This is a genomic window from Thioclava sp. F36-7, from assembly GCF_002020075.1.
Lineage (GTDB): Bacteria > Pseudomonadota > Alphaproteobacteria > Rhodobacterales > Rhodobacteraceae > Thioclava > Thioclava sediminum.
This window is the reverse complement of record NZ_MPZR01000001.1, coordinates 108,747-129,297: the sequence shown is the minus strand read 5'-3', so window position 1 is coordinate 129,297 and position 20,551 is coordinate 108,747. Positions and strand designations below refer to the sequence as shown.

The following is a 20,551-nucleotide window of genomic DNA, read 5'->3' as shown; positions in this document are numbered from 1 at the left end:
GGCGACGGGGGCAGAGCCCCCTCAGCCCGGTTGCCGCTCAGCCCAGCCTGCGAAGATCTTCTCCAGCGCGACGACGGCGTAATAAAGAAGGATACCCAGGAAGGCCAGGGCGATGAGCACCGCGAACATCAGCGGGTAATCCCCGTTGGTCTGACCCGACAGGAACAGCGCGCCGAGGCCCTTGCCGTGCGGCGAGATGATCTCGACGAGGTTGGTGCCGATGAAGGCCAGCGTGACCGAGACTTTCAGCGCGCCGAAGAATTCGGGCAGCGTTTTCGGCAGGGCGATCTTGCGGAAGATGGTGAATTTCGAGGCCCCGAGTGCCCCGAGGATATCGCGATATTCGGGCTCGAGCGTCGACAGGCCGATCCCCACCGACACCGCGATCGGGAAGAAGGAGATCATGAAGGCCATCAGCACGGTGTTGAAATCATGCGCGCCGATGAACAGCAGCGCCAGCACTGGCACCACGGTCGCTTTCGGCACCGCGTTGAAGCCCACTAGCAGCGGATAGAGCGCATCGCGGGCGGTGCGCGAAAAGCCCATCACCATCCCGAGGAACGTCCCGAACACGATCGAAATCGCAAGCCCCGCCACGGTGCGCCACAGCGTCTGCCAGCTATCGATCAGGAACAGGTTCCAGTAGCGCATATAGGCGGCGGGCAGGTCAGAGGGCGAGGCCATGACGTAATTCGGCCAGCCATTCGCCCAGACGATGAATTCCCAGATCGCGAGGAAGGCGATGATCGACAGGATCGGGGTGAGGATTTTCTTGAAGTCCATCAGTGCATCTCCTCGTCGCGGCCCTGAGCGATACGGATCTGGTCGCGCAGCAAATGCAGCATGTCGACGGCTTTCGGCTCGTAGAGAATGTCGATCGTGCGATCCTTCGGCAGGTCGACATCCAGCACATATTGCGTATGTGCCGGGCGGCCCGAGAGCACGATGACCTGATCGCCGAGGAAGACGCTCTCGCGCAGGTCATGGGTGATCAGAACGGCGGTGAAGGGCTCGGCGGCGCGCAGGTCGCGCATCGTCTGCCACAGATCCTCGCGGGTGAAATTGTCGAGCGCGCCGAAGGGTTCGTCCATGATCAGGACATCCGGCTTATGCACGATGGCGCGGCAGAGCGAGGCGCGCTGGCGCATCCCGCCGGACAGCTCGGAGGGGCGCTTGGTCTCGAACCCCTTCAGGCCCACCATCTCCAGCAGATGCTCGGCGCGCGCGACCTTCTCGGATTTCGCCATGCCCGGAGCCACGATCTCCAGAGGCAGCATCACGTTCTCGATGATCGAGCGCCATTCCAGCATCACCGGGTTCTGGAAGGCCATGCCGACGGTCTTGCGCGGGCTGGTGACCTTCTCGCCATGCAGCCAGACCTCGCCCTGATCGGGCTTCATCAAGCCCGCCACCAGACGGGTGAGGGTGGATTTCCCGCAGCCCGACGGGCCGACCACGGCGCAGAACTCGCCCTGCGGCACGCGGATGTCGAGATGGTCGAGCACGGGCAGGGGGCCATGCTTGGTTTGATAGGCGTGAGTCACGCCGCGAATGTCGATGAGGTTTTCCATGAGGGTCCGGCGCGAGAAGGCAGAGAAAAGGGGCGGGCGCGTCTGCGGCGCCCGCCCCCGAGACGGTGACGGATCAGTCGATCTTCAGCTCTGCCGCGTCGGGCAGGTATTCGCTGTCGAAATAGAGCGCCGCGTCAGGCGTGTTCTGGAACTCGTAGACGGTTTTCGTCTGCTCGATCGCGGTGGCCATACGGTCCGCGTCGATGCCGCCCATGCCGTTTTCCTTGACGTAATCGGTCAGGACGTTGGCATCGATCGCCATCTGCAGGCGCTCGGTCTCCAGATCCTTGTCGGCGGCGGGGTTGCGCTTGAGAAGCGCGTCCACGGCCTTGCCCGGATCGGCGACGGCGGCTTTCCAGCCCTCGGCGGTCGCTTTGATAAAGCCCGTGATCTCTTCGGGATGCGCCTTCGCGTAATCGGTGTTCACGATGATCGCGTTGCCGTAAAGCGCCACGCCGTAATCGGCCATCAGCAGAATCGACTGGTCATCCATGCCGACGCCGAGGCGCTTGAGGTTGAGCGTCGAGGAGAAGGAGAAGCCGGTGACCGCATCGACCTTGCCCTCGGCCAGCATCGGCTCGCGCGTGGGGAAGCCGACGGGTTCGACCTTGATCTTGTCCATGTCGAGGCCGGTCTCCTTGGCGAAGATCGGGAATTGCGCCCATGCGCCGTCCGGCGGCGGCGCGCCCAGCACCTTGCCTTCGAGGTCTTTGGGCTCGTTCACGCCCTGCGACTTGCGGCCGACCACGGCGAAGGGCGGCTTGTCATAGACCATCATCACGGCGGTGACGGGTGCGCCGGGGTTCTGATCGAGGAATTTCATCAGCGAGTTGATATCGGCGAAGCCCACCGGGTAGGCGCCGGTCGCCACTTTCGGAATCGCGTCGAGCGAGCCCTTGCCCTCTGCGATCTCGACGTCGAGCCCGGCCTCGCCGTAATAGCCTTCGTCCACGGCGAGGAAATAGGGCGCCGAGGGGCCTTCGAATTTCCAGTCCAGCGCGAAAGGCATCTTGGTTTCGGCCTGAGCCAGCGTGGCCGAGAGGCCGAGCGCGAGCGCCGCGAAAAGCCCCGGTTTGATGTGCAGCATGATATCCCTCACTTCGTTAATCCGTTTTCGCACCGATCCTGACCGGCGGCGCGCGGGGGTAAACTCAAACCGCGCGCGCCATGCGAACAGGCGGGGCGCTCACGGTTCCGTGATTAAGTTTTGGGCGGGGTGCTGTAAGAATGCAAGAAAATTAGGCGCGGCATCGGCGGGCGCTCAGAGCGAAATCTCCAGGGGCAGAAACCCATTCGCGTCGACCGGTCCGGAAGACGCGCGCAGCCCCGCCTGTTCCAGTTCGGAGAGATAGGCCGCGGCACCGGGACCCGTATGGTAGAGCGCACGCGCGCCGGGCAGGGGAGAGAACCGCCAGATCGGTGGGGCGTCGAGATGGAGCGGTCCCTCCTGCGCGTCGATCTCTTCGAGCAGCAGGTCGCGCACCAGCACCGGCTCCGGATCGATTGGAACGGGGCGGCCCCGCCGCTTGAAGCCGCCGCCGCCCGACAGGCGGAAATCATTGCTGACGACGATGAAGCGGTCGCTGTTGCTGATCCGAGCGCCCTCATGGCGCAGGTCGCGGATGCGCCCGGGCGCGGCGGGGCGCAGGCTGCCATCGGGGCGGAAGCGCGGGGGTTGAGAGAGGTCGATCTCGTAGGTGATCCCCGAGATCACGTCGAAATGGTAGCTCGCGAAGGTGAGGTCGCAGAGCATCCGCAACTGCCCATCGGGATGCTGTTGGTTGTAGATCGAGGCCGCCTGTTCGAGCCAGTCGCGTAGCTCCGCGCCGTTCAGCTCCACCGCGCCGACCGTATTGTTGAACAGGTAGATATCGTCGACATGGCTCATCCGCAGCGGGCCGGGGGGGATGTCGATGAAATGGGCCGAGCCCGCCGCGCCGCCCGATTTGAAGCTCGACGCGGCCCCGAGGAGGGGCAAATCCGCCTCGGGGCGACCGGCGAGCCGTTCGCGGGCGAAGCGCCGTTTCGCCGCGCTGATCAGCGCAAGCGTCCGGTCCGGTGCGATCTGTGTGAAATAGCTGTGCAGCGGGTCCGCAGTGGTGCCGATGGGACGGCGGATGTGATCGAGCGTGCGGCGATGGGCACGGTCGGAGGCGGCAAGCACCGCCGCGCTGTCCGGCCCGGTCTCCTGCTGCGCCGGGCGCAGTTCCGCCCGATGCGCCGCGAGTCTCCAGCCGTCCTGCGTCTGCTCCAGCACGAGGTCGAGCACCCCCAGATGAGTCCCGCGCGCGCCCGCATTGAGTGCGGGCTTGCCGTGAAGCGTGCCGAGAACGGGGTCGATCCCTGCGAAGGCCGGCCGTGTGGCATCGGGAAAGCCATGATGGTCATGCCCGGCCAGCACGACGTCGATCCCGTCGAGCCGCGCGACCGCAAGCGCCGCCCGTTCGGCAGAGTGCTCGGGGTCTTGCGACGCCTCGTCCCCCGGCGGCAGGGGCGAAATCCCGGTATGGGCGAGGGCGATCACAAGATCGGCGCCCGAGGCGCGGATCAGTTGCAGCTGAGCCTCCGTCGCCTCCAGGAGCGAAGAGGTCGAAAGCTCGGCCCCGGGTCGGGTCTCGAGCCAAGCGAGGCTGGGGGGCGGCAGCACGCCGATCACCGCGATGCGCAGGGTCCGCTCAATGCCGTGACTGTCGAGCAGGCTGCGTTCGAGCATCGCCCAGGGGCGGATCGGTGTGCCGATGGAGGCGCGCAGATTGGCGCAGAGCGTGGGAAATTTCGCCGCTTCCAACGCTTGAGCGAGCGGCCCGATCCCGAAATCGAACTCATGATTGCCAAGCGCCGCCGCGTCGTAGCCCAAAGCGTTCATCGCCGCGATCATCGGATTTTCGCCATCGTGGCAGCCTGCGGTCTTGCATGGCTCGCTCCAGAGCTGCGTCAACGGCGTGCCCTGAAGGAAATCGCCGCAATCGAACAGAAGGCAGTTCGGGGCTTCGCTGCGCGCTTGCGCAATTTCCGACGCCAGCGCTGCCAAGCCTCTGCGCGGGGCGGGGCGGTCATTGAAGTAATCGTAGCCCCGAGCTTGACCATGCAAATCGGTCGTCTCAAGAACCCTCAGCGCGAGCGTGACGCGCTGATCCGAAAACTGGCCGGGCCAATCCCGGTCAGACAGTTTTCCCATATGATCCCCTTGGCCCGAAATTGACCTTTTATCGTTGTAATGCCGCCTTTTGGCGGTCGCGTGTCCCCATACGCAACCTAGAGTAGAGGTCGGTCATTTGCCAAGTTTTAAATTGACGTAACGTAGTCGCGAGGTAAGGCGAGTGGTGAATGTGGCCGATGCGCGTCACCTGATCGGCACTGGTCTCCGGTCGGCGGCTCGTGGCATGGGTAGGGCGTTCCGCAGGAGAGTTTCATGCCGCCCGATTCCCTCGCCGAGACCCAGCAACCGATTTCGCAGCCCGCCCGACTGTCTCAGGGGCGCGCGCTCGACCCGCGGGGATTGGCCTTTGCCGAAGCGCCGGGCGCGTTGGAGCGGACGGCCCATCTGCGGGGGGATGCAGAGCGGCTCGCGGAGATACGCGCAGGCGAGACTGCGCGGGTGGTTGCGCTTTGGCGTGGGCGTCCGCTGTTCGGGCCCGAAGGGCTGCACCTTCTGCGCGCGGGCGAAGCGGCGCTAGAGGCGATGCCGGGATCGGAGATTTTCCTTGGCTGTCACGGCGGGCTTGAGCTGTTTTCCCGCGATGTGTCGGCGTTCGAGCCTGATGGCGAACGACCCGATGGGGCAGCGTTCTTCGACGCCTCCGAGCAGCGCCATCCCGATCTGCCCGACGATATCGTCTTCGCCGAGCTGCGCGGTCGGATGGGGTTTCTGAGCCCGGTCGAGGCGGAGATCGCCGCCACCGCGCGCGGGCTCGTCGAATGGCACCGGACCCATCGCTTCTGCTCCACCTGCGGCGCCGAGAGCGAGCCCGAACAGGCGGGCTGGCACCGGCGCTGCCCGGTCTGCGAGCGGCACCATTTCCCGCGCACCGATCCGGTGGTCATCATGCTGATCACCCACGGTAACCGGTTGTTGCTGGGACGCGGCCCGCATTGGCCCGAGACGATGTATTCCTGCCTCGCGGGTTTCATGGAGCCGGGTGAGACGGTGGAGGCCGCCGTGCGCCGCGAAGTCTTCGAGGAAAGCGGCGTCGAGGTGGGCGAGGTCTCTCTCGTGGCCTCGCAGCCCTGGCCGTTTCCGGCTTCTCTGATGCTGGGCTGTCGCGGGGTGGCGACCACCACAGAGATCACCATCGACCCGGTCGAGATCGCCGATGCGCGCTGGATCAGCCGTGAGCGGCTGCTGCAGGTGGTGGCGGGGCGCGATCCTGAGATATCTGCGCCACGTCAGGGCGCGATTGCCGGCTGGCTGATGCGCGAGTGGCTTGCAGATCGGCTGGAATGAGGCCAGTTTGCCCCGCACGGTAGGCCACTCCCCGGCCTCCGATCTGCCCTGAGGACCTGGCCTTATGAAATTGTCGACCCGCACCGATATATCTGCCCCCGCCGGTTTCGTCTTCGAGCGGCTCGCGGATTTCGGCAGCTTCGAGCGGGTGGCGATGCGGCGCGGGATCACGCTGAAACGGCTCGACACGCTGAGCGAACCCGGCGCCGGCATGTCCTGGGATATCGGCTTTCGCTTTCGCGGCAAGCAGCGCCAGATGATCACCGATGTGAAGCATTTCGAGGTGCCGGAGCTGATCGTCTACGAGGGCGTGTCGAACAGTTTCGAGGCGGTGATGGATTTCGATCTGACCGATCTGTCGAAGACCCGCACGCGTCTGCAGGTCGGGCTGGACCTGCGGCCGCGCAGCCTCGGCGCGCGGCTGATGATCCAGTCGGCCAAGCTTGGCAAAGGCAATCTGGAACGCCGCTTCAAGGAGCGGATCGACCAGTTCGCGCAGGATATCGAGCGTCAGCACGAGAAAAGCGCCTGACGCCCTGATCCTCAGCCGTCGCGTTCTGGGGCGGCCGGATAAACGCCCAGAATTTCCAGATAGCTGGTGAAGTAGTCGAGTTCTTCGAGCGCACGCGCCAGCGCCGGATCGTCCGGGTGACCTTCGACATCGGCATAGAACTGGGTCGCGGTGAAATGCCCGCCGACCATGTAGCTTTCCAGCTTGGTCATGTTCACGCCATTGGTCGCGAAGCCACCCATCGCCTTGTAGAGCGCGGCCGGAATGTTGCGCACCCGGAAGACGAAGGTGGTCATCATTTTCTCGCCGCGCGGGCGGCGGTCGGGCTCGGTGCCCATGATCAGGAAGCGCGTGGTGTTATGCGCGTGATCCTCGATATGGCGCGCGAGGATGTTGAGGCCATAGGTCTCGGCGGCCATGTCGGAGGCCAGCACGCCGACGCTGCGGGTCTGCGCCTGCACGAGCTCGGCGGCGGCGCCCGCGCTGTCGGCGGCGGCTTCGCCGCGAATGCCGTAGCGCGCGAGGAAGCTCGCCGCCTGCGGCAGAAGCACCAGATGCGCGCGGACCTTTTCCAGCTCTTCGATCTCGACGCCGGGCAGGGCCATCAGGCTGATATGCACACGCACGAAGGCCTCATCGAGAATATGCAGCCCCGATTCCGGCAACAGGCGGTGAATGTCGGCCACCCGCCCGTAGGTCGAATTCTCCACCGGCAGCATCGCGAGATCGGCATCGCCTTTCTTCACGGCGGCGATCACGTCCTCGAAGGTGCGGCAGGGGACAGGCTCGAGGTCCGGGCGCGCGTCGCGGCAAGCCTGATGCGAATAGGCGCCCAGCTCGCCCTGAAAGGCGATCCGACCGGTTTTCGGCGATTGTCCTTGGCGGCTCATGTGCAATCCCCCGCACTGATCTTGTCTTGCGCCCTGCCTAGCCCGTGCCCGCGCGGAAGGGAAGGGCCGGGGCGCGGGAGGCTCACGCTGCGTCATTCATTATCCACCCTCTGAAAATCCGATCACATCTGGTAAAGTTCCCTTGATCTGAAAGGCCCTGTGCGGATAGATGCGCGGGACGACGACGCATATCAGGGACGAGACATGTTCAATACCATGACCTTTACCAAGGCGGCGGGCGCGTTTCTGGGCGCGTTGCTGTTCTTCCTGCTCACGGCCTGGGCCTCGAGCGCGCTCTACACCGTTGGCGAGAGCCACGACGCTTCGGGCGGCAGCGAGCACGAAATGAAGGACATGATGTCCGCAGCCCCCGGTGATCTGCTGGCGACTGAGGACGCAGGCGATGGCGCGGCTCAGGAAGAGGAAGTCGCCCAGATCGAGCTTGGCACCGGCGACGCGGCCAAGGGCGAGAAGATCTTCGGCAAGTGCAAGGCCTGCCACTCGATGGAAGGCAAGAACGGCGTTGGCCCGCATCTCGATGGTGTGGTCGGTCGCGCGGTCGCCTCGGTCGGGGACTTCTCCTATTCGGACGCCCTCAAGAGCCACGGTGGCGAATGGACGCTCGAAGCGCTCAACTCGTGGCTGGAGAACCCGAAAGACTACATCCCGGGCAACAAGATGTCCTTTGCCGGTCTGAAGAAACCCGAAGACCGCAACGACGTGATCGCCTATCTGCAAGAGAATTCGAACTGAGGCAAACCTCTCTCGAATCTTCTCAAGGCCGCCTCTTTGGGCGGCCTTTTGCATTTCCCGTCCTGCTTTACAGATTCGTAACTTGCTCCCTGCGCACTTAGGCTTTTAGCTAGGCAGACGCGAAAACGCTTTGGAGCAGGGAGCAGGTGTGCATGGCAAAAGCGCGAGTGGCGAGTAAAGCGATCGATACGGATTGGACGCAGGTGGCGCCGCGCGCGCTGAGCGGGCTGGTTGCAGCGGGTCTGATCTGGGCGGGACTGGCCTTCGGCGCACATGCACAAGACAGCACGCAAAGCGGCGACACGATCACATCCTACGGGATCGCGACGCTCGGACATCTGAAATATCCCGCCGATTACACCCATCTCGATTACGTCAATCCGGACGCGCCGAAGGGCGGAGAAATCTCGGAATGGGCGCCGGGCGGGTTCGACAACTACAATCCCTATTCGATTCAGGGCCGGGCCGCCGCGCTGTCCTCGGTTCCGCTGGAATCGCTGATGGAGGGCACCGCCGACACGGTGGGGGAGCTGTATTGCCTGCTCTGCAAGAGCCTCGAATATCCCCCGAGCAAGGATTGGGTCGTCTTCACGCTGCGCGACGGGATCAAATTCTCCGACGGCACGCCGCTGACCGCGCAGGATGTGGTCTTCTCCTATGAACAGTTGCGCGACAAAGGGCTGAGCTCCTTCCGCGCGGTGATCGCCCAGCAGGTCAAATCGGCCGAGGCGATCGACGACACGCACATCCGTTTCGAGTTCCAGCCCGATTACCCGCGCCGCGATATCATCCAATCGGTGGCGTCGCTGCCGATCTTCTCCAAGGTGCAGTTCGAAAAGGAGAACATCGACCTGTCGCAGACCTCGCCGGTGCCCTTCATCGGCTCGGGGCCGTACGTGTTCGACAGCGTCAAAAGCAATCGCGCGATCACCTGGAAGCGCAATCCCGACTATTGGGGCAAGGACCTTCCGATCAACAAGGGTCGCTCGAATTTCGACAAGATCCGCGTCGAGTATTTCGGTGATTACCAATCGGCTTTCGAGGGCTTCAAATCGGGCACCTACACCTTCCGCAACGAGGCCAGTTCGATCATCTGGGCCACCGCTTACGACTTCCCGGCGATGCAGTCGGGCGAGGTCGTGAAGGCGGAGCTGCCCAACGGCAATATCGCCTCGGGGCAGGGCTTCGCGATCAATCTGCGCGAGCCGAAATTCGACGACGTCCGCGTGCGCGAGGCGCTCGATCTGGCTTTCAATTTCGAGTGGTCGAACGACACGCTGTTCTACGGGCTCTATGACCGGGTCGAGAGCTTCTGGGAAAATTCCAAGCTGCAGGCGCAGGGCAAGCCCTCGGACGCGGAGAAGAAAATCCTCGAACCGCTCGCCAAGGACCTGCCCGACGGCATCCTGACCGACGACGCGGTGATCCAGCCGGTCTCGGGCAAGCGCCAGCTGGACCGCAAGAACATGCGCAAGGCGGCGAAGCTGCTTGAAGATGCGGGGTGGGTGGTCGGCGATGACGGCATGCGCCGCAACGCCGAGGGCGAGAAGCTGACCGTGGCGATCCTCAACGACAGCCAGACCTTCGACCGTGTCATCAACCCTTACGTCCAGAACCTGCGCGCGCTCGGCATCGACGCCAGAATGGATCGCGTCGATGACAGCGAATATGAGAACCGCCGTCGCAGCCACGACTTCGACATGATCACCACCCATCTGGGTCAGGACGAAATCCCCGGCTCGAACCTGCAGCAGTATTTCGGTTCGGGCTCGACCGATGACGTGTTCAACGCGATGGGGCTGAAGAACCCGGCGATCGACAAGATGATCCGGATGGTCGAAGAGGCGAATACCGAAGAAGAACTGCTGCCGCGCGTCCATGCGCTGGACCGCAGCCTGCGCGCCCTGCGCTTCTGGGTGCCGCAATGGTTCAAGCCCACCTATACGGTCGCCTATTACGATATGTACGATCACCCGGAAAACTTGCCGCCCTACGCTCTGGGAGAGTTGGATTTCTGGTGGTATGACGCCGACAAGGCCAAGAAACTGAAAGCGAGCGGCGCACTCTGAGCGACCGCCGATAAACGAGCAGAGGGCCGGACATGGGCGCCTATATCCTGCGGCGATTGCTGATGGTGATCCCCACTTTGTTGGGAATCATGATCATCAACTTCACGCTGACGCAATTCGTCCCCGGCGGGCCGATCGAACAGGTCATCGCCCGCGTGCAGGGCGAGGCGGATTCGATGCGCAATATCTCGGGCGGCGGGGATGCGGGCACGCAGAACCAGGGCGGCGTCGAGGATAGCGGCTATCAGGGCGCGCGCGGCATCTCTCCCGAGCTGCTCAATCAGCTCGAGGTGCAGATGGGCTTCGCGCGGATCGTCTGCGATGACGGGTTCACCGGCACGCCTGATCTCGCGGACCCGGCCTGCCACAAGGAGAAGATCCCCGCCTGGCAGCGCTTCGCGATCATGATGAAGGGCTATCTGACCTTCGATTTCGGCAACAGCTTCTTCCGCAACGAGAGCGTCGTGAACCTCGTGATCGACAAGATGCCGGTCTCGATCACGCTGGGCCTGTGGTCGACGATCCTCGCCTATATCATCTCGATCCCGCTGGGCATCCGCAAAGCGGTGCGCGACGGCACGCCCTTCGACACCTGGACCTCCGGCGCGATCATCGTGGGCTACGCGATCCCGGGCTTCCTGTTCGCGGTGATGCTTATGGTGCTGTTCGCAGGCGGTAGCTATTTCAAGATATTCCCGCTACGCGGCCTGACATCGGATAATTTCGACCAGCTGACGATGATCGGCAAGGCGCTCGATTACCTGTGGCACATCGCGCTGCCGGTGACGGCGACGACCATCGCGAGCTTCGCCACCATGACGCTGCTGACGAAGAACTCCTTCCTCGACGAGATCAACAAGCAATACGTGATGACCGCCCGCGCCAAGGGCCTGTCCGAGAAGAAGGTCCTCTACGGTCACGTCTTCCGCAACGCGATGCTGATCGTGATCGCGGGCTTCCCGGCGCAGTTCCTCGGTATCTTCTTCGGCGCGTCGATCATCGTGGAGACGATCTTCTCGCTCGACGGTCTGGGCCTGCTGGGCTTCCAGGCGGCGGTGGAGCGCGACTACCCGGTGATCTTCGGCACGCTCTACATGTTCGGGCTGATTTCGCTCGTCGTGAACATCATCTCCGACATGATGTATGTCTTCGTTGACCCGCGGATCGATTTCGAGAAGAGGTCCGGCTGATGGCATTGTCTCCTCTCAACCAACGCCGCTGGCGCAACTTCAAGGCCAATCGCCGCGCCTTCTGGTCCGCGATCATCTTCGCCGTGCTCTTCGTCCTCGCGATGTTCGCGGAGTTCATCGCGAACGACAAACCCATCGTGGTGAGCTATCGCGGCGAGCTGTATTTCCCGATCTACAACTTCTACCCCGAGACCGCCTTCGGCGGCGATTTCCGCACCGAGGCGATCTATCGCGACCCGACCGTGCAATGCCTGATCGAGACCGGCGGCACCGAGGGCTGCTTCGACGCGGACGACCCGAAGGCCTTCGCGAACGAGGCGCTGCAGGCGGGCGAGGTCGATGGCGAGAAGATCGAGAAGGGCTGGCTTCTCTGGCCGCCGATCCCCTACAGCTTCAACACGATCAACGATGTGGGCACCGCGCCCTCGGCCCCCGATGCCGATCACTGGCTGGGCACGGATGACACCGCGCGCGACGTGCTGGCGCGGGTGATCTACGGCTTCCGCACCTCGGTGCTGTTCGCGCTGATCGTGACCGGGATCGGCTCGATCATCGGGATCGCTGCAGGCGCCGTACAGGGTTATTTCGGCGGCAAGGTGGACCTGTTCTTCCAGCGCATTCTGGAGATCTGGTCTTCCACGCCCGCGCTCTATGTCATCATTATCCTCTTCGCGATCCTGGGCCGAAGCTTCTGGCTGCTTGTCATGGTCTCGATCCTCTTCGGCTGGCCCGCGCTGGTGGGCGTCGTCCGGGCCGAGTTCCTGCGCGCGCGCAATTTCGAGTACGTCCGCGCCGCCCGTGCGCTTGGTGTGTCGGACCGGGTGATCATGTTCCGCCACATCCTGCCCAATGCGATGGTGGCCACGCTGACCATGCTGCCCTTCGTGATCACCGGCGCGATCGGCGCGCTCGCCTCGCTCGATTATCTGGGCTACGGGTTGCCGTCTTCCGCGCCCTCGCTTGGGGAGCTTGCGCTGCAGGGCAAGCAACACCTGCAGGCACCGTGGCTGGCCTTCTCGGCCTTCTTCACCTTCGCCATCATGCTCTCGCTTCTGGTCTTCGTCTTCGAGGGTATCCGTGACGCGTTCGATCCCAGAAAGGTGTTCCGATGAAACCGGTTCTTGAGGTCGAAAACCTGAAGGTCGCCTTCAGCTCCGAGGGCAAATTTACCCCGGCCGTGAAGGGCGTGAGCTTCACCGTGAACGCAGGCGAGACCGTCGCGCTGGTGGGCGAGTCCGGTTCGGGCAAATCGGTGACCGCGCTGTCGACCGTGGCGCTGGTCGGGGGCAATTCAAAAGTCGAAGGCTCGATCCGCTACGAGGGCCGCGAGATGGTCGGCGCGACCGAGCGCGAGCTGATGCAGGTGCGCGGCAACGATATCAGCTTCATCTTTCAGGAGCCGATGACCTCGCTGAACCCGCTGCACACGCTGGAAAAGCAGATCGGCGAAAGCCTCGCGCTGCACCAGGGCGTCACCGGCGAGCAGGCCAAGAAACGTATCATCGACCTGCTCGACAAGGTCGGCATCCAGAACCCGGCGGACCGGCTGCAGGACTATCCGCACCAGCTCTCGGGCGGGCAACGTCAGCGCGTGATGATTGCGATGGCGCTCGCGAACGGGCCGGACCTGCTGATCGCGGACGAACCGACGACCGCGCTCGACGTGACGATTCAGGCGCAGATTCTCGAGCTGCTGGCCGATCTGAAACGCGACATGGGGATGAGCCTGCTGTTCATCAGCCACGACCTCGGCGTGGTGCGGCGCATCGCGGACCGGGTCTGCGTCATGCAGCATGGCGAGATCGTGGAGCAGGGGAAGACCGAAGACATCTTCGCCAACCCCAAGCACCCCTATACGAAGAAACTGCTCGAGGCCGAACCCACCGGCCGCGCCGAACCGGTGCCCGAGAATGCGCCCGAACTGGTGCGCACCGAGCATCTGAAAATCTGGTTCCCGATCCAGCGCGGTCTGCTGCGCAAGACCATCGGCCATGTGAAGGCGGTCAACGACGCCTCGCTGTCGGTGAGGGCAGGGGAGACGCTGGGCATCGTCGGCGAATCCGGCTCGGGCAAGACCACGCTCGCGCTCGCGATCATGCGGCTCATCGCCTCCGAAGGGCCGATCATCTACGAGAACCAGGACATCTCCAGCTGGCAGGCGAACAAGCTGCGCGCGCTGCGCCGCGACATGCAGATCGTGTTCCAGGACCCGTTCGGCTCGCTCTCGCCGCGCATGACGGTGGAGCAGATCATCGGTGAAGGCCTGACCGTCCACGGTGTCGATCCGGGCCGCAACCGCCGCGAGATGGTCGCCGAGATCATGGAGGAAACCGGGCTCGATCCGTCGATGATGGAGCGTTACCCGCATGAATTCTCGGGTGGTCAGCGCCAGCGGATCGCCATCGCCCGCGCGATGATCCTGCGCCCCAAGGTGGTGGTGCTGGACGAGCCGACCTCCGCGCTCGACATGACGGTGCAGGTGCAGATCGTGGACCTGCTGCGCGACCTGCAGAAGCGCCACGGCCTCGCCTATCTGTTCATCAGTCACGACCTGCGGGTGGTGCGCGCGCTCAGCCACAAGATCATGGTGATGAAGCGCGGCGACGTGGTCGAGGCGGGCAACGCGGCGGAGGTCTTCGCCAATCCGCAGACCGCCTATACCCGCCAGTTGATGGTGGCCGCCTTGGGGGAGAGTTCGCTGACCCCCGAGATTGCATGAAGATCCTCTTCGTTCACCAGAACTTCCCGGGCCAGTTCGTACATCTGGCACCGGCTCTGGCCGCACGCGGTCATGACATTCTGGCCCTGACGGTCGAGACGAACCAGCGCCCCTCGCCGGTGAAGGTGGTGAAATACCGCAAGCCCGCGCCGGTCGAGATGTCCTCGCGCCTCACGCGCCTTTACGCCGATTGCGCCGCGCGCGGGGCAAAGGTCGCACTCGCCGCCCGGCAGTTGCGCGACAAGCACGGCTATGTGCCGGATGTGATCCTCGGTCATTCCGGCTGGGGCGAGACGCTGTTCCTGCGCGAGGTCTGGCCCGAGGCGAAACTCTTAGTCTATGCCGAGCTGATGTATCGCACGACCGGGATGGACACGGATTTCGACGCCGAGTTCCAGCGCCCCAGCCTCGAGACCCGGATCTCCACTACAGCGCGCTCGGCCCATCTGATCCAGTCCATGGTGCAGGCCGATGCGGGCCTCTCCCCGACCGAGTTTCAGGCCGAGACCTTCCCGCCGGAGCTACGTGCCAAGCTCACGATCTGCCATGACGGGGTGGACTGCGCGCGGCTCGCACCGAACCCGCAGGCGCGCTTCACCGTGCCCGGAACGACGCTCACCCTCCGCCCCGGCGACGAGGTTCTGACCTTCGTGAACCGCTCGCTCGAACCCTATCGCGGCTATCACTCCTTCATGCGCGCGCTGCCCGATGTGCTCGCCGCGCGGCCCGAGGCTCATGTGCTGATCGTGGGCGAGGAGGGGCAAAGCTATGGCGCTCCGCCGAAGGACGCCAAAAGCTGGAAGCAGAAATTCCTCGACGAGGTGCGCGATCGGCTGGACATGAGCCGCGTGCATTTTCTGGGCCGCATCCCTTACGGCGATTACGTCGACATGCTCCATGTCAGCCGCACCCATGCCTATCTGACCTATCCCTTCGTGCTCAGCTGGTCGCTGATGGAATCGATGGCCGCGGGTTGCGCCATCGTGGCCTCGGATACCGCGCCGGTGCGCGAAGTGATCACCGACGGGCAGACCGGGCGGCTGGTGGATTTCTTCGATATCCCCGGCTGGTCGCGCGCGCTGAGCGAAGGGCTGGCGACGCCGCAAACATTCGCCCCGATGCGCGAGGCGGCCCGCGCCCATATCCTCGAGCGGTACGACCTGCGCACCCATTGCCTGCCGCGCCTGATCGCCTTCGTCGAGGGCGCGATCGCCACGCCCTGATACGCGCCCTTCCGCGAGACGGACTCGACTCCGCGTCCTGCGAGACTTAAAAAGAACAAAGCACGAACAAATGACTCGAACCCTAGGCTCAGCGACATGCTCGACGGGCGCACACGGCGTATTCTCACCCTCTGGTTTCCCCGGCTGGCGAGCGACCGGGTTCTTCGGGCACGGCCCGTCGAAGGGCCCTTCGCGCTGGTCCTGCGCGAGGGTAATACCGACCGGCTGCACTGCCTGAACGCCGCGGCCGAGGGGCAGGGGCTCGCGCGCGGCATGGCGCTGTCCGAGGCCCGGGCCTTCTGCCCCGCGCTGCAGACCGCGCCCGCCGATCCTGCCCGCGAGGCGCAGTTTCTCGAAACCCTGCGCCGCTGGGCCACGCGCTATTGCCCGTGGGTGGGGCTGGAGGACGAGGGTCTGGTGCTCGACATCACCGGCTCGGATCACCTCTGGGGCGGGGAGGAGCCGATGATGGCCGAGATGGCCGCCCGGCTGGAGCGCGCCCGGATCACCGCGCGGTTGGGCCTCGCCGATACGCGCGGCGCGGCTTGGGCGCTGGCGCATTTCGCCCCCGGACGGGCCGCGCCGGGCGCGCGGCTCTCGGCACTGGGCAAGCTGCCGGTGGCCGCGCTGCGCCTGCCGCATGACACGGTCACGGGGCTGCAGCGGCTGGGCCTGCGCGAGATCGGCGATCTGACCCGCACACCGCGCGCGCCCCTCGTGCGCCGCTTCGGGGCGGGGCTGATGGCGCGGCTCGATCAGGCTTTGGGTGATCTGCCCGAACAGGTCTCGCCCGTGGCCGATCCGCCCCATTACGGCACCCGCCTGACCCTGCCCGAACCGATCGGCCAGCAGGACGACGTGATGGCGGGGATCGAGCGGCTGCTCGACCGGCTCTGCGTCAAACTCAAAGAAAACGAGACCGGGGCGCGGGTGCTCTGCCTCACCCTGCGCCGCGTCGATCAGGCCAGTCAGGAGGTCGAGCTGCGCCTCGCGACCCCGCTCCGCGATCCCACCCGGATCGCGGCGCTGTTCGCGCGCGGCATCGAGGATATCGATGCAGGCTTCGGGATCGACCAGATGCGCCTCGCCGCCACGCAGGTCGAGGCGCTCCCCGCCCGTCAGATCGGCGCCATCGCCACCGAGCGGCGCGACAAGCTGGGCGATCTCATCACCCGGATCGGGCTGCGCATCGGGCTGGAAAACGTTCAGCGCTACCTGCCCGCCGACAGCCATATTCCCGAGCGCAGCTTCCTGATCGCGCCCGCCGCTTTCACCGAGCCCGAGGGCAACTGGCATCAGCCGCCCCCCCGCCCGCTGCGGCTGTTCCCGCCCGAGCCGCTCATCTCCGACGCCCCCGATCCGCCGCGCCGCTTCCGCTGGCGACGGCAATCGCTCAGCGCGGAACGCATCGAGGGGCCGGAACGGCTGACCCCGGAATGGTGGTTCGACGATCCGAACTGGCGGCGCGGCATGCGCGACTATTGGCGCGTCGAGACCGGGCAGGGGTTGCGGCTCTGGATGTTCCACACTCCCCAAGACCCCGGCTGGTATGTCGAGGGGGTGTTCGCATGATCGCCCCCTTCCTCTTGGCACAAATATCCCGGGGGGCGCCCGACGGGCGCGGGGGCAGCGCCCCCTCCACGGTCGTGACCACCGCCAACACCCCCGCCATTCCGCTGGCCTATGCCGAGCTTTGCACCACCTCCAATTTCACCTTTCTCACCGGGGCGTCGCATCCCGAGGAGCTGATGGTGCGCGCCGCCGAGCTGGGCCTCGAGGCCATCGCGATCACCGACCGCAACTCGCTCGCGGGCGTGGTCCGGGCCTTCTCGGCGCTCAAGGAACTCAAGCGCGAGCTCGGCGAGGCGCTGCGTATCCGCTCGGAAGTCCAGCGCGACGAAAGCTCCCGCCAGCCCATCGGCTCGCCGCAGGATCTGGCCCGGCCCACAACCGCGAAACTGCCGAAGCTGATCGTCGGCGCGCGGCTGGTGCTGACCGATTGCCCGGTCGAGTGGGTGGCGCTTCCCACCGACCGCGCGGCCTATCACCGGCTGAGCCAGCTTCTGACCCGCGGCAAGCGCCGGGCGGGGAAGGGGGAGTGTCACCTGACCCGCGCGGACCTGCTGGAGGGCTGCGCGGGGATGATCCTGATCGCCCTGCCGCCTGCCGATCTGGCCCGTGCCTATCGCCCGCTGCAGGAGATGCGGCGGCGCTATCCGGGGCAGGTCTTTCTTGGCGCGCCACCGCGCTATGACGGCTCGGATCAGCGCTGGTTCGACGCCTGTGCGGCGCTCGCGCTGAGGGCCTCGACGCCGATGGTGGCGACCGGGGATGTGCTGATGCATCGCGGGTCGCGCCGGCAACTGGCCGATGTGCTGACCTGCCTGCGCGAGGGCTGCACCATCGACGCGCTTGGCACCCGCGCGCTGCCCAATGCGGAACGCCGCCTGAAAGGGGCCGAGGACATGGCGCGGCTCTACCGTCGCCACCCCGCAGCCCTGCGTCGCAGCTGCGAGATTGCGGCGCGCTGCGGCTTCGATCTCGACGAACTCAGCTACGAATATCCCGATGAGGTCGCTCAGAACGAACCTGCGCAGGACCGGCTTGACCGGCTCGCCCGCGAGGGGCTGGCCCGGCGCTCTCCGGGGGGGATTTCGGAACGTCACGCGGGGTTGCTGGAGAAGGAACTGCGGCTCGTCTCCGAACTGGGCTTCGCCGCCTATTTCCTCACCGTCCATGACATCGTGAGCTTCGCGCGCAGCCGCGGTATCCTGTGTCAGGGGCGCGGCTCGGCGGCCAATTCGATCATCTGCTGGGCGCTCGGCATCACCGATGTCAGCCCCGACCAGATCGGTATGGTCTTCGAGCGGTTCATCTCGAAATATCGCGGCGAGCCGCCCGATATCGACGTCGATTTCGAGCATGAGCGCCGCGAGGAAGTCATCCAGTGGATCTACGAGCGCTACGGTCGCGACCGCGCCGGGCTTTGCGCCACCGTGATCCATTTCCGCACCCGCGCCGCGATCCGCGAAGTGGGCAAGGTGATGGGGCTGAGCGCCGATGTCACGGCAAGCCTCGCGGGCCAGATCTGGGGGATCTCCGGCAAGGGGCCGGACCATGCGCGGATGGGCGAGCTGGGCCTCGACCCCACCGATCGGCGGCTGTCGCAGACGCTGAAACTGATCGGCGAGATCATCGGATTTCCGCGCCATCTCAGCCAGCATGTCGGCGGCTTCGTCATCACGAAAGGCCGACTCGACGCGCTCTGTCCGATCGAGAATGCCGCGATGGAGGGGCGCACCTGCATCGAATGGGACAAGGACGATATCGACACTTTGGGCATCCTGAAGGTCGATGTTCTCAGCCTCGGGATGCTCACCTGCATCCGCAAAAGCTTTGACCTTCTGGCGGGTCACGAGAAGCTGGATATGTCGCTCGCCACCGTCCCGCAGGAGGACACGCCGACCTATGACATGCTGTGTCGCGCCGATGCGGTGGGGGTGTTTCAGGTGGAAAGCCGGGCGCAGATGAACTTCCTGCCGCGGATGCGTCCGCGCATCTTCTATGACCTCGTGATCGAGGTCGCGATCGTCCGCCCCGGCCCCATTCAGGGCGGCATGGTCCACCCCTATATCAACCGCCGTCAGGGCCGCGAAAAGGTCGATTTTCCTTCCAAGGAACTGGAAGGCGTGTTGGGCAAAACCCTCGGCGTGCCGCTGTTTCAGGAGCAAGCGATGCAGATCGCGGTGGTCGCGGCAGGCTTCACGCCGGAGGAGGCTGACCGCCTGCGCCGCTCGCTCGCGACCTTCCGCAAGATGGGCACGATCGGCACCTTCCGCGACCGCTTTGTCGAAGGCATGCTGGCGCGCGGCTACACGCCCGATTTCGCCGATCGCTGCTTTTCCCAGATCGAGGGCTTCGGCGAATACGGCTTCCCCGAAAGCCACGCGGCAGCCTTCGCGCATCTCACCTATGTCTCGTCCTGGCTCAAGTGCCACCACCCCGCGATCTTCGCCTGCGCGCTGCTGAATTCGCAGCCGATGGGCTTTTATGCGCCCGCCCAGATTGTGCGCGACGTGCGGGAACACGGGGTCGAAGTGCGGCCCGTTTGTGTGAACCATTCGGGCTGGGACAGCTCGCTGGAACGCCGCGCGGACGGGGCCCTGGCGCTGCGTCTGGGCTTTCGCCAGATCAAGGGATTTCGCGAGGAGGATGCGGGCTGGATCGTCGCTGCACGGGGCAATGGCTACCCCGATCCCGAGAGCCTGTGGCTGCGCGCGGGCACGCCGCCGCATGTGCTCGAACGGCTCGCCGAGGCCGATGGATTTGCCGGAATCGGCCTCACGCGGCGCGATGCGCTTTGGGCCGTGAAGGCGATCCGCGCGCCCGCGCCGCTGCCGCTTTTTGCCGATCCGATGGATGGGGAAGGGGGGCGCGAACCGGCCGTGGAGCTGCCCGCGATGCATCTGGGAGAGGAGGTCGTGGAGGATTACGTGGCGCTAAGATTGAGCCTGCGCGCCCATCCGATGGAGCTGCTGCGCCCCTCGATTTCCGGCCTCACGCCGCATTGCGAACTGGTCGGCACGCGGCAAAATCGGGTCACGGTTTGCGGCCTCGTGATCACCCGACAGCGCCCCGGAACGGCCTCCGGGGTGATCTTCATCACGCTGGAAGACGAGACCGGCGTGAGCAATGTCGTGGTCTGGCCGAAGCTCTATGAGCGGTTCCGCCGGGCGGTGATGGGCGGGCGTCTTCTGCGGGTCTCGGGGCGGCTCGAACGGGAGGGGGTGGTGGTCCATCTGATCGCCGAAAAGATCGAGGATCTGTCCCCGCGACTGGCCGATCTGGGGCACCCGCTCGACGACGTTCTGGGCCTCACCACACCCCAGGCGGACGACGCCCCGAGACCCCGTCCGCAGACCACCGCGCGCCATCCGCGCGAGCAGGCGAAACGGCTTTTCCCGAGCCGGGATTTCCATTGAAATCCGGCCTCTACCGACCGTCGCGCGACACTTTGCCCGGTGCGGCGATTCGCCTCGCTTTGGACGCAATTGTTCCCGTTACGTCAAGAACGCCCTGTGGATAAGTTTCATTGTTGACGCTAAGTAAGGATATTAAGTTGCTGAAATATATATGTTTCATATGATTTCGGCGCCCTGTGGATACTATTTTCGTTGCAAT

Annotated in this window: 15 protein-coding genes; 10 read left to right on the top strand and 5 right to left on the bottom strand. The window is 65.0% G+C overall.

Going from position 1 to position 20,551, the window contains the following annotated elements:
• Positions 1-21 precede the first annotated feature (21 nt).
• The 4 genes from BMI89_RS00405 to BMI89_RS00390 form a co-directional block, all read right to left on the bottom strand.
• Positions 22-783 (bottom strand): ABC transporter permease, encoded by a 762-nt coding sequence (locus BMI89_RS00405; RefSeq protein ID WP_078519584.1) that lies wholly within the window; start codon positions 781-783, stop codon positions 22-24.
• A complete protein-coding gene (locus BMI89_RS00400; protein ID WP_078546376.1) occupies positions 783-1,571 on the bottom strand; it encodes an ABC transporter ATP-binding protein in 789 nt (262 codons plus the stop codon). Before BMI89_RS00400 ends, BMI89_RS00405 begins: the two co-directional genes overlap by 1 nt.
• Positions 1,572-1,644: 73 nt before the next feature.
• Complete coding sequence (locus BMI89_RS00395; RefSeq protein WP_078519582.1) at positions 1,645-2,658, bottom strand: ABC transporter substrate-binding protein; 1,014 nt, start codon at positions 2,656-2,658, stop codon at positions 1,645-1,647.
• A 174-nt stretch (positions 2,659-2,832) separates the two neighbouring features.
• Entirely contained in the window at positions 2,833-4,749 is a 1,917-nt protein-coding gene (locus BMI89_RS00390; RefSeq protein ID WP_078569397.1) for a 5'-nucleotidase C-terminal domain-containing protein, read from the bottom strand.
• A gap of 234 nt (positions 4,750-4,983) precedes the next feature.
• Between BMI89_RS00390 and nudC the strand changes: the two genes are divergently transcribed.
• Positions 4,984-6,015, top strand: a complete 1,032-nt coding sequence (nudC, locus tag BMI89_RS00385; RefSeq protein WP_078569396.1) for an NAD(+) diphosphatase — start codon at positions 4,984-4,986, stop codon at positions 6,013-6,015.
• Between the two features lie 64 nt (positions 6,016-6,079).
• Positions 6,080-6,547 (top strand): SRPBCC family protein, encoded by a 468-nt coding sequence (locus BMI89_RS00380; RefSeq protein ID WP_078569395.1) that lies wholly within the window; start codon positions 6,080-6,082, stop codon positions 6,545-6,547.
• An 11-nt stretch (positions 6,548-6,558) separates the two neighbouring features.
• On the opposite strand, the gene BMI89_RS00375 is transcribed toward BMI89_RS00380, so the two are convergent.
• Complete coding sequence (locus BMI89_RS00375; RefSeq protein WP_078569394.1) at positions 6,559-7,416, bottom strand: prephenate dehydratase; 858 nt, start codon at positions 7,414-7,416, stop codon at positions 6,559-6,561.
• Between the two features lie 204 nt (positions 7,417-7,620).
• Between BMI89_RS00375 and BMI89_RS00370 the strand changes: the two genes are divergently transcribed.
• The 8 genes from BMI89_RS00370 to BMI89_RS00335 all read left to right on the top strand — a co-directional run bounded on the left by BMI89_RS00370 (position 7,621) and on the right by BMI89_RS00335 (position 20,352).
• Entirely contained in the window at positions 7,621-8,169 is a 549-nt protein-coding gene (locus BMI89_RS00370) for a cytochrome c family protein (RefSeq protein ID WP_078519577.1), read from the top strand.
• A gap of 152 nt (positions 8,170-8,321) precedes the next feature.
• Positions 8,322-10,238 carry an extracellular solute-binding protein gene (locus tag BMI89_RS00365; RefSeq protein ID WP_078569393.1) on the top strand — a complete coding sequence of 639 codons (1,917 nt, stop codon included), beginning with the start codon at positions 8,322-8,324 and terminating at the stop codon, positions 10,236-10,238.
• Between the two features lie 32 nt (positions 10,239-10,270).
• Positions 10,271-11,428 carry an ABC transporter permease subunit gene (locus BMI89_RS00360; protein ID WP_078539650.1) on the top strand — a complete coding sequence of 386 codons (1,158 nt, stop codon included), beginning with the start codon at positions 10,271-10,273 and terminating at the stop codon, positions 11,426-11,428.
• Positions 11,428-12,540: an ABC transporter permease gene (locus BMI89_RS00355; RefSeq protein ID WP_078569392.1), complete on the top strand. Its 1,113-nt coding sequence runs from the start codon at positions 11,428-11,430 to the stop codon at positions 12,538-12,540. The genes BMI89_RS00360 and BMI89_RS00355 overlap by 1 nt, the downstream gene beginning before the upstream one ends.
• The gene (locus BMI89_RS00350) at positions 12,537-14,147 is read left to right on the top strand and encodes an ABC transporter ATP-binding protein (protein WP_078569391.1); all 1,611 of its coding nucleotides are present in this window, start codon (positions 12,537-12,539) and stop codon (positions 14,145-14,147) included. Before BMI89_RS00355 ends, BMI89_RS00350 begins: the two co-directional genes overlap by 4 nt.
• On the top strand, positions 14,144-15,370 hold the full coding sequence (locus tag BMI89_RS00345; protein ID WP_078569390.1) for a glycosyltransferase: 1,227 nt from the start codon (positions 14,144-14,146) through the stop codon (positions 15,368-15,370). Before BMI89_RS00350 ends, BMI89_RS00345 begins: the two co-directional genes overlap by 4 nt.
• 96 nt (positions 15,371-15,466) lie before the next feature.
• Positions 15,467-16,942, top strand: a complete 1,476-nt coding sequence (locus BMI89_RS00340) for a DNA polymerase Y family protein (RefSeq protein ID WP_078569389.1) — start codon at positions 15,467-15,469, stop codon at positions 16,940-16,942.
• A gap of 104 nt (positions 16,943-17,046) precedes the next feature.
• Positions 17,047-20,352: an error-prone DNA polymerase gene (locus BMI89_RS00335; RefSeq protein WP_246831958.1), complete on the top strand. Its 3,306-nt coding sequence runs from the start codon at positions 17,047-17,049 to the stop codon at positions 20,350-20,352.
• Positions 20,353-20,551: the final 199 nt, after the last annotated feature.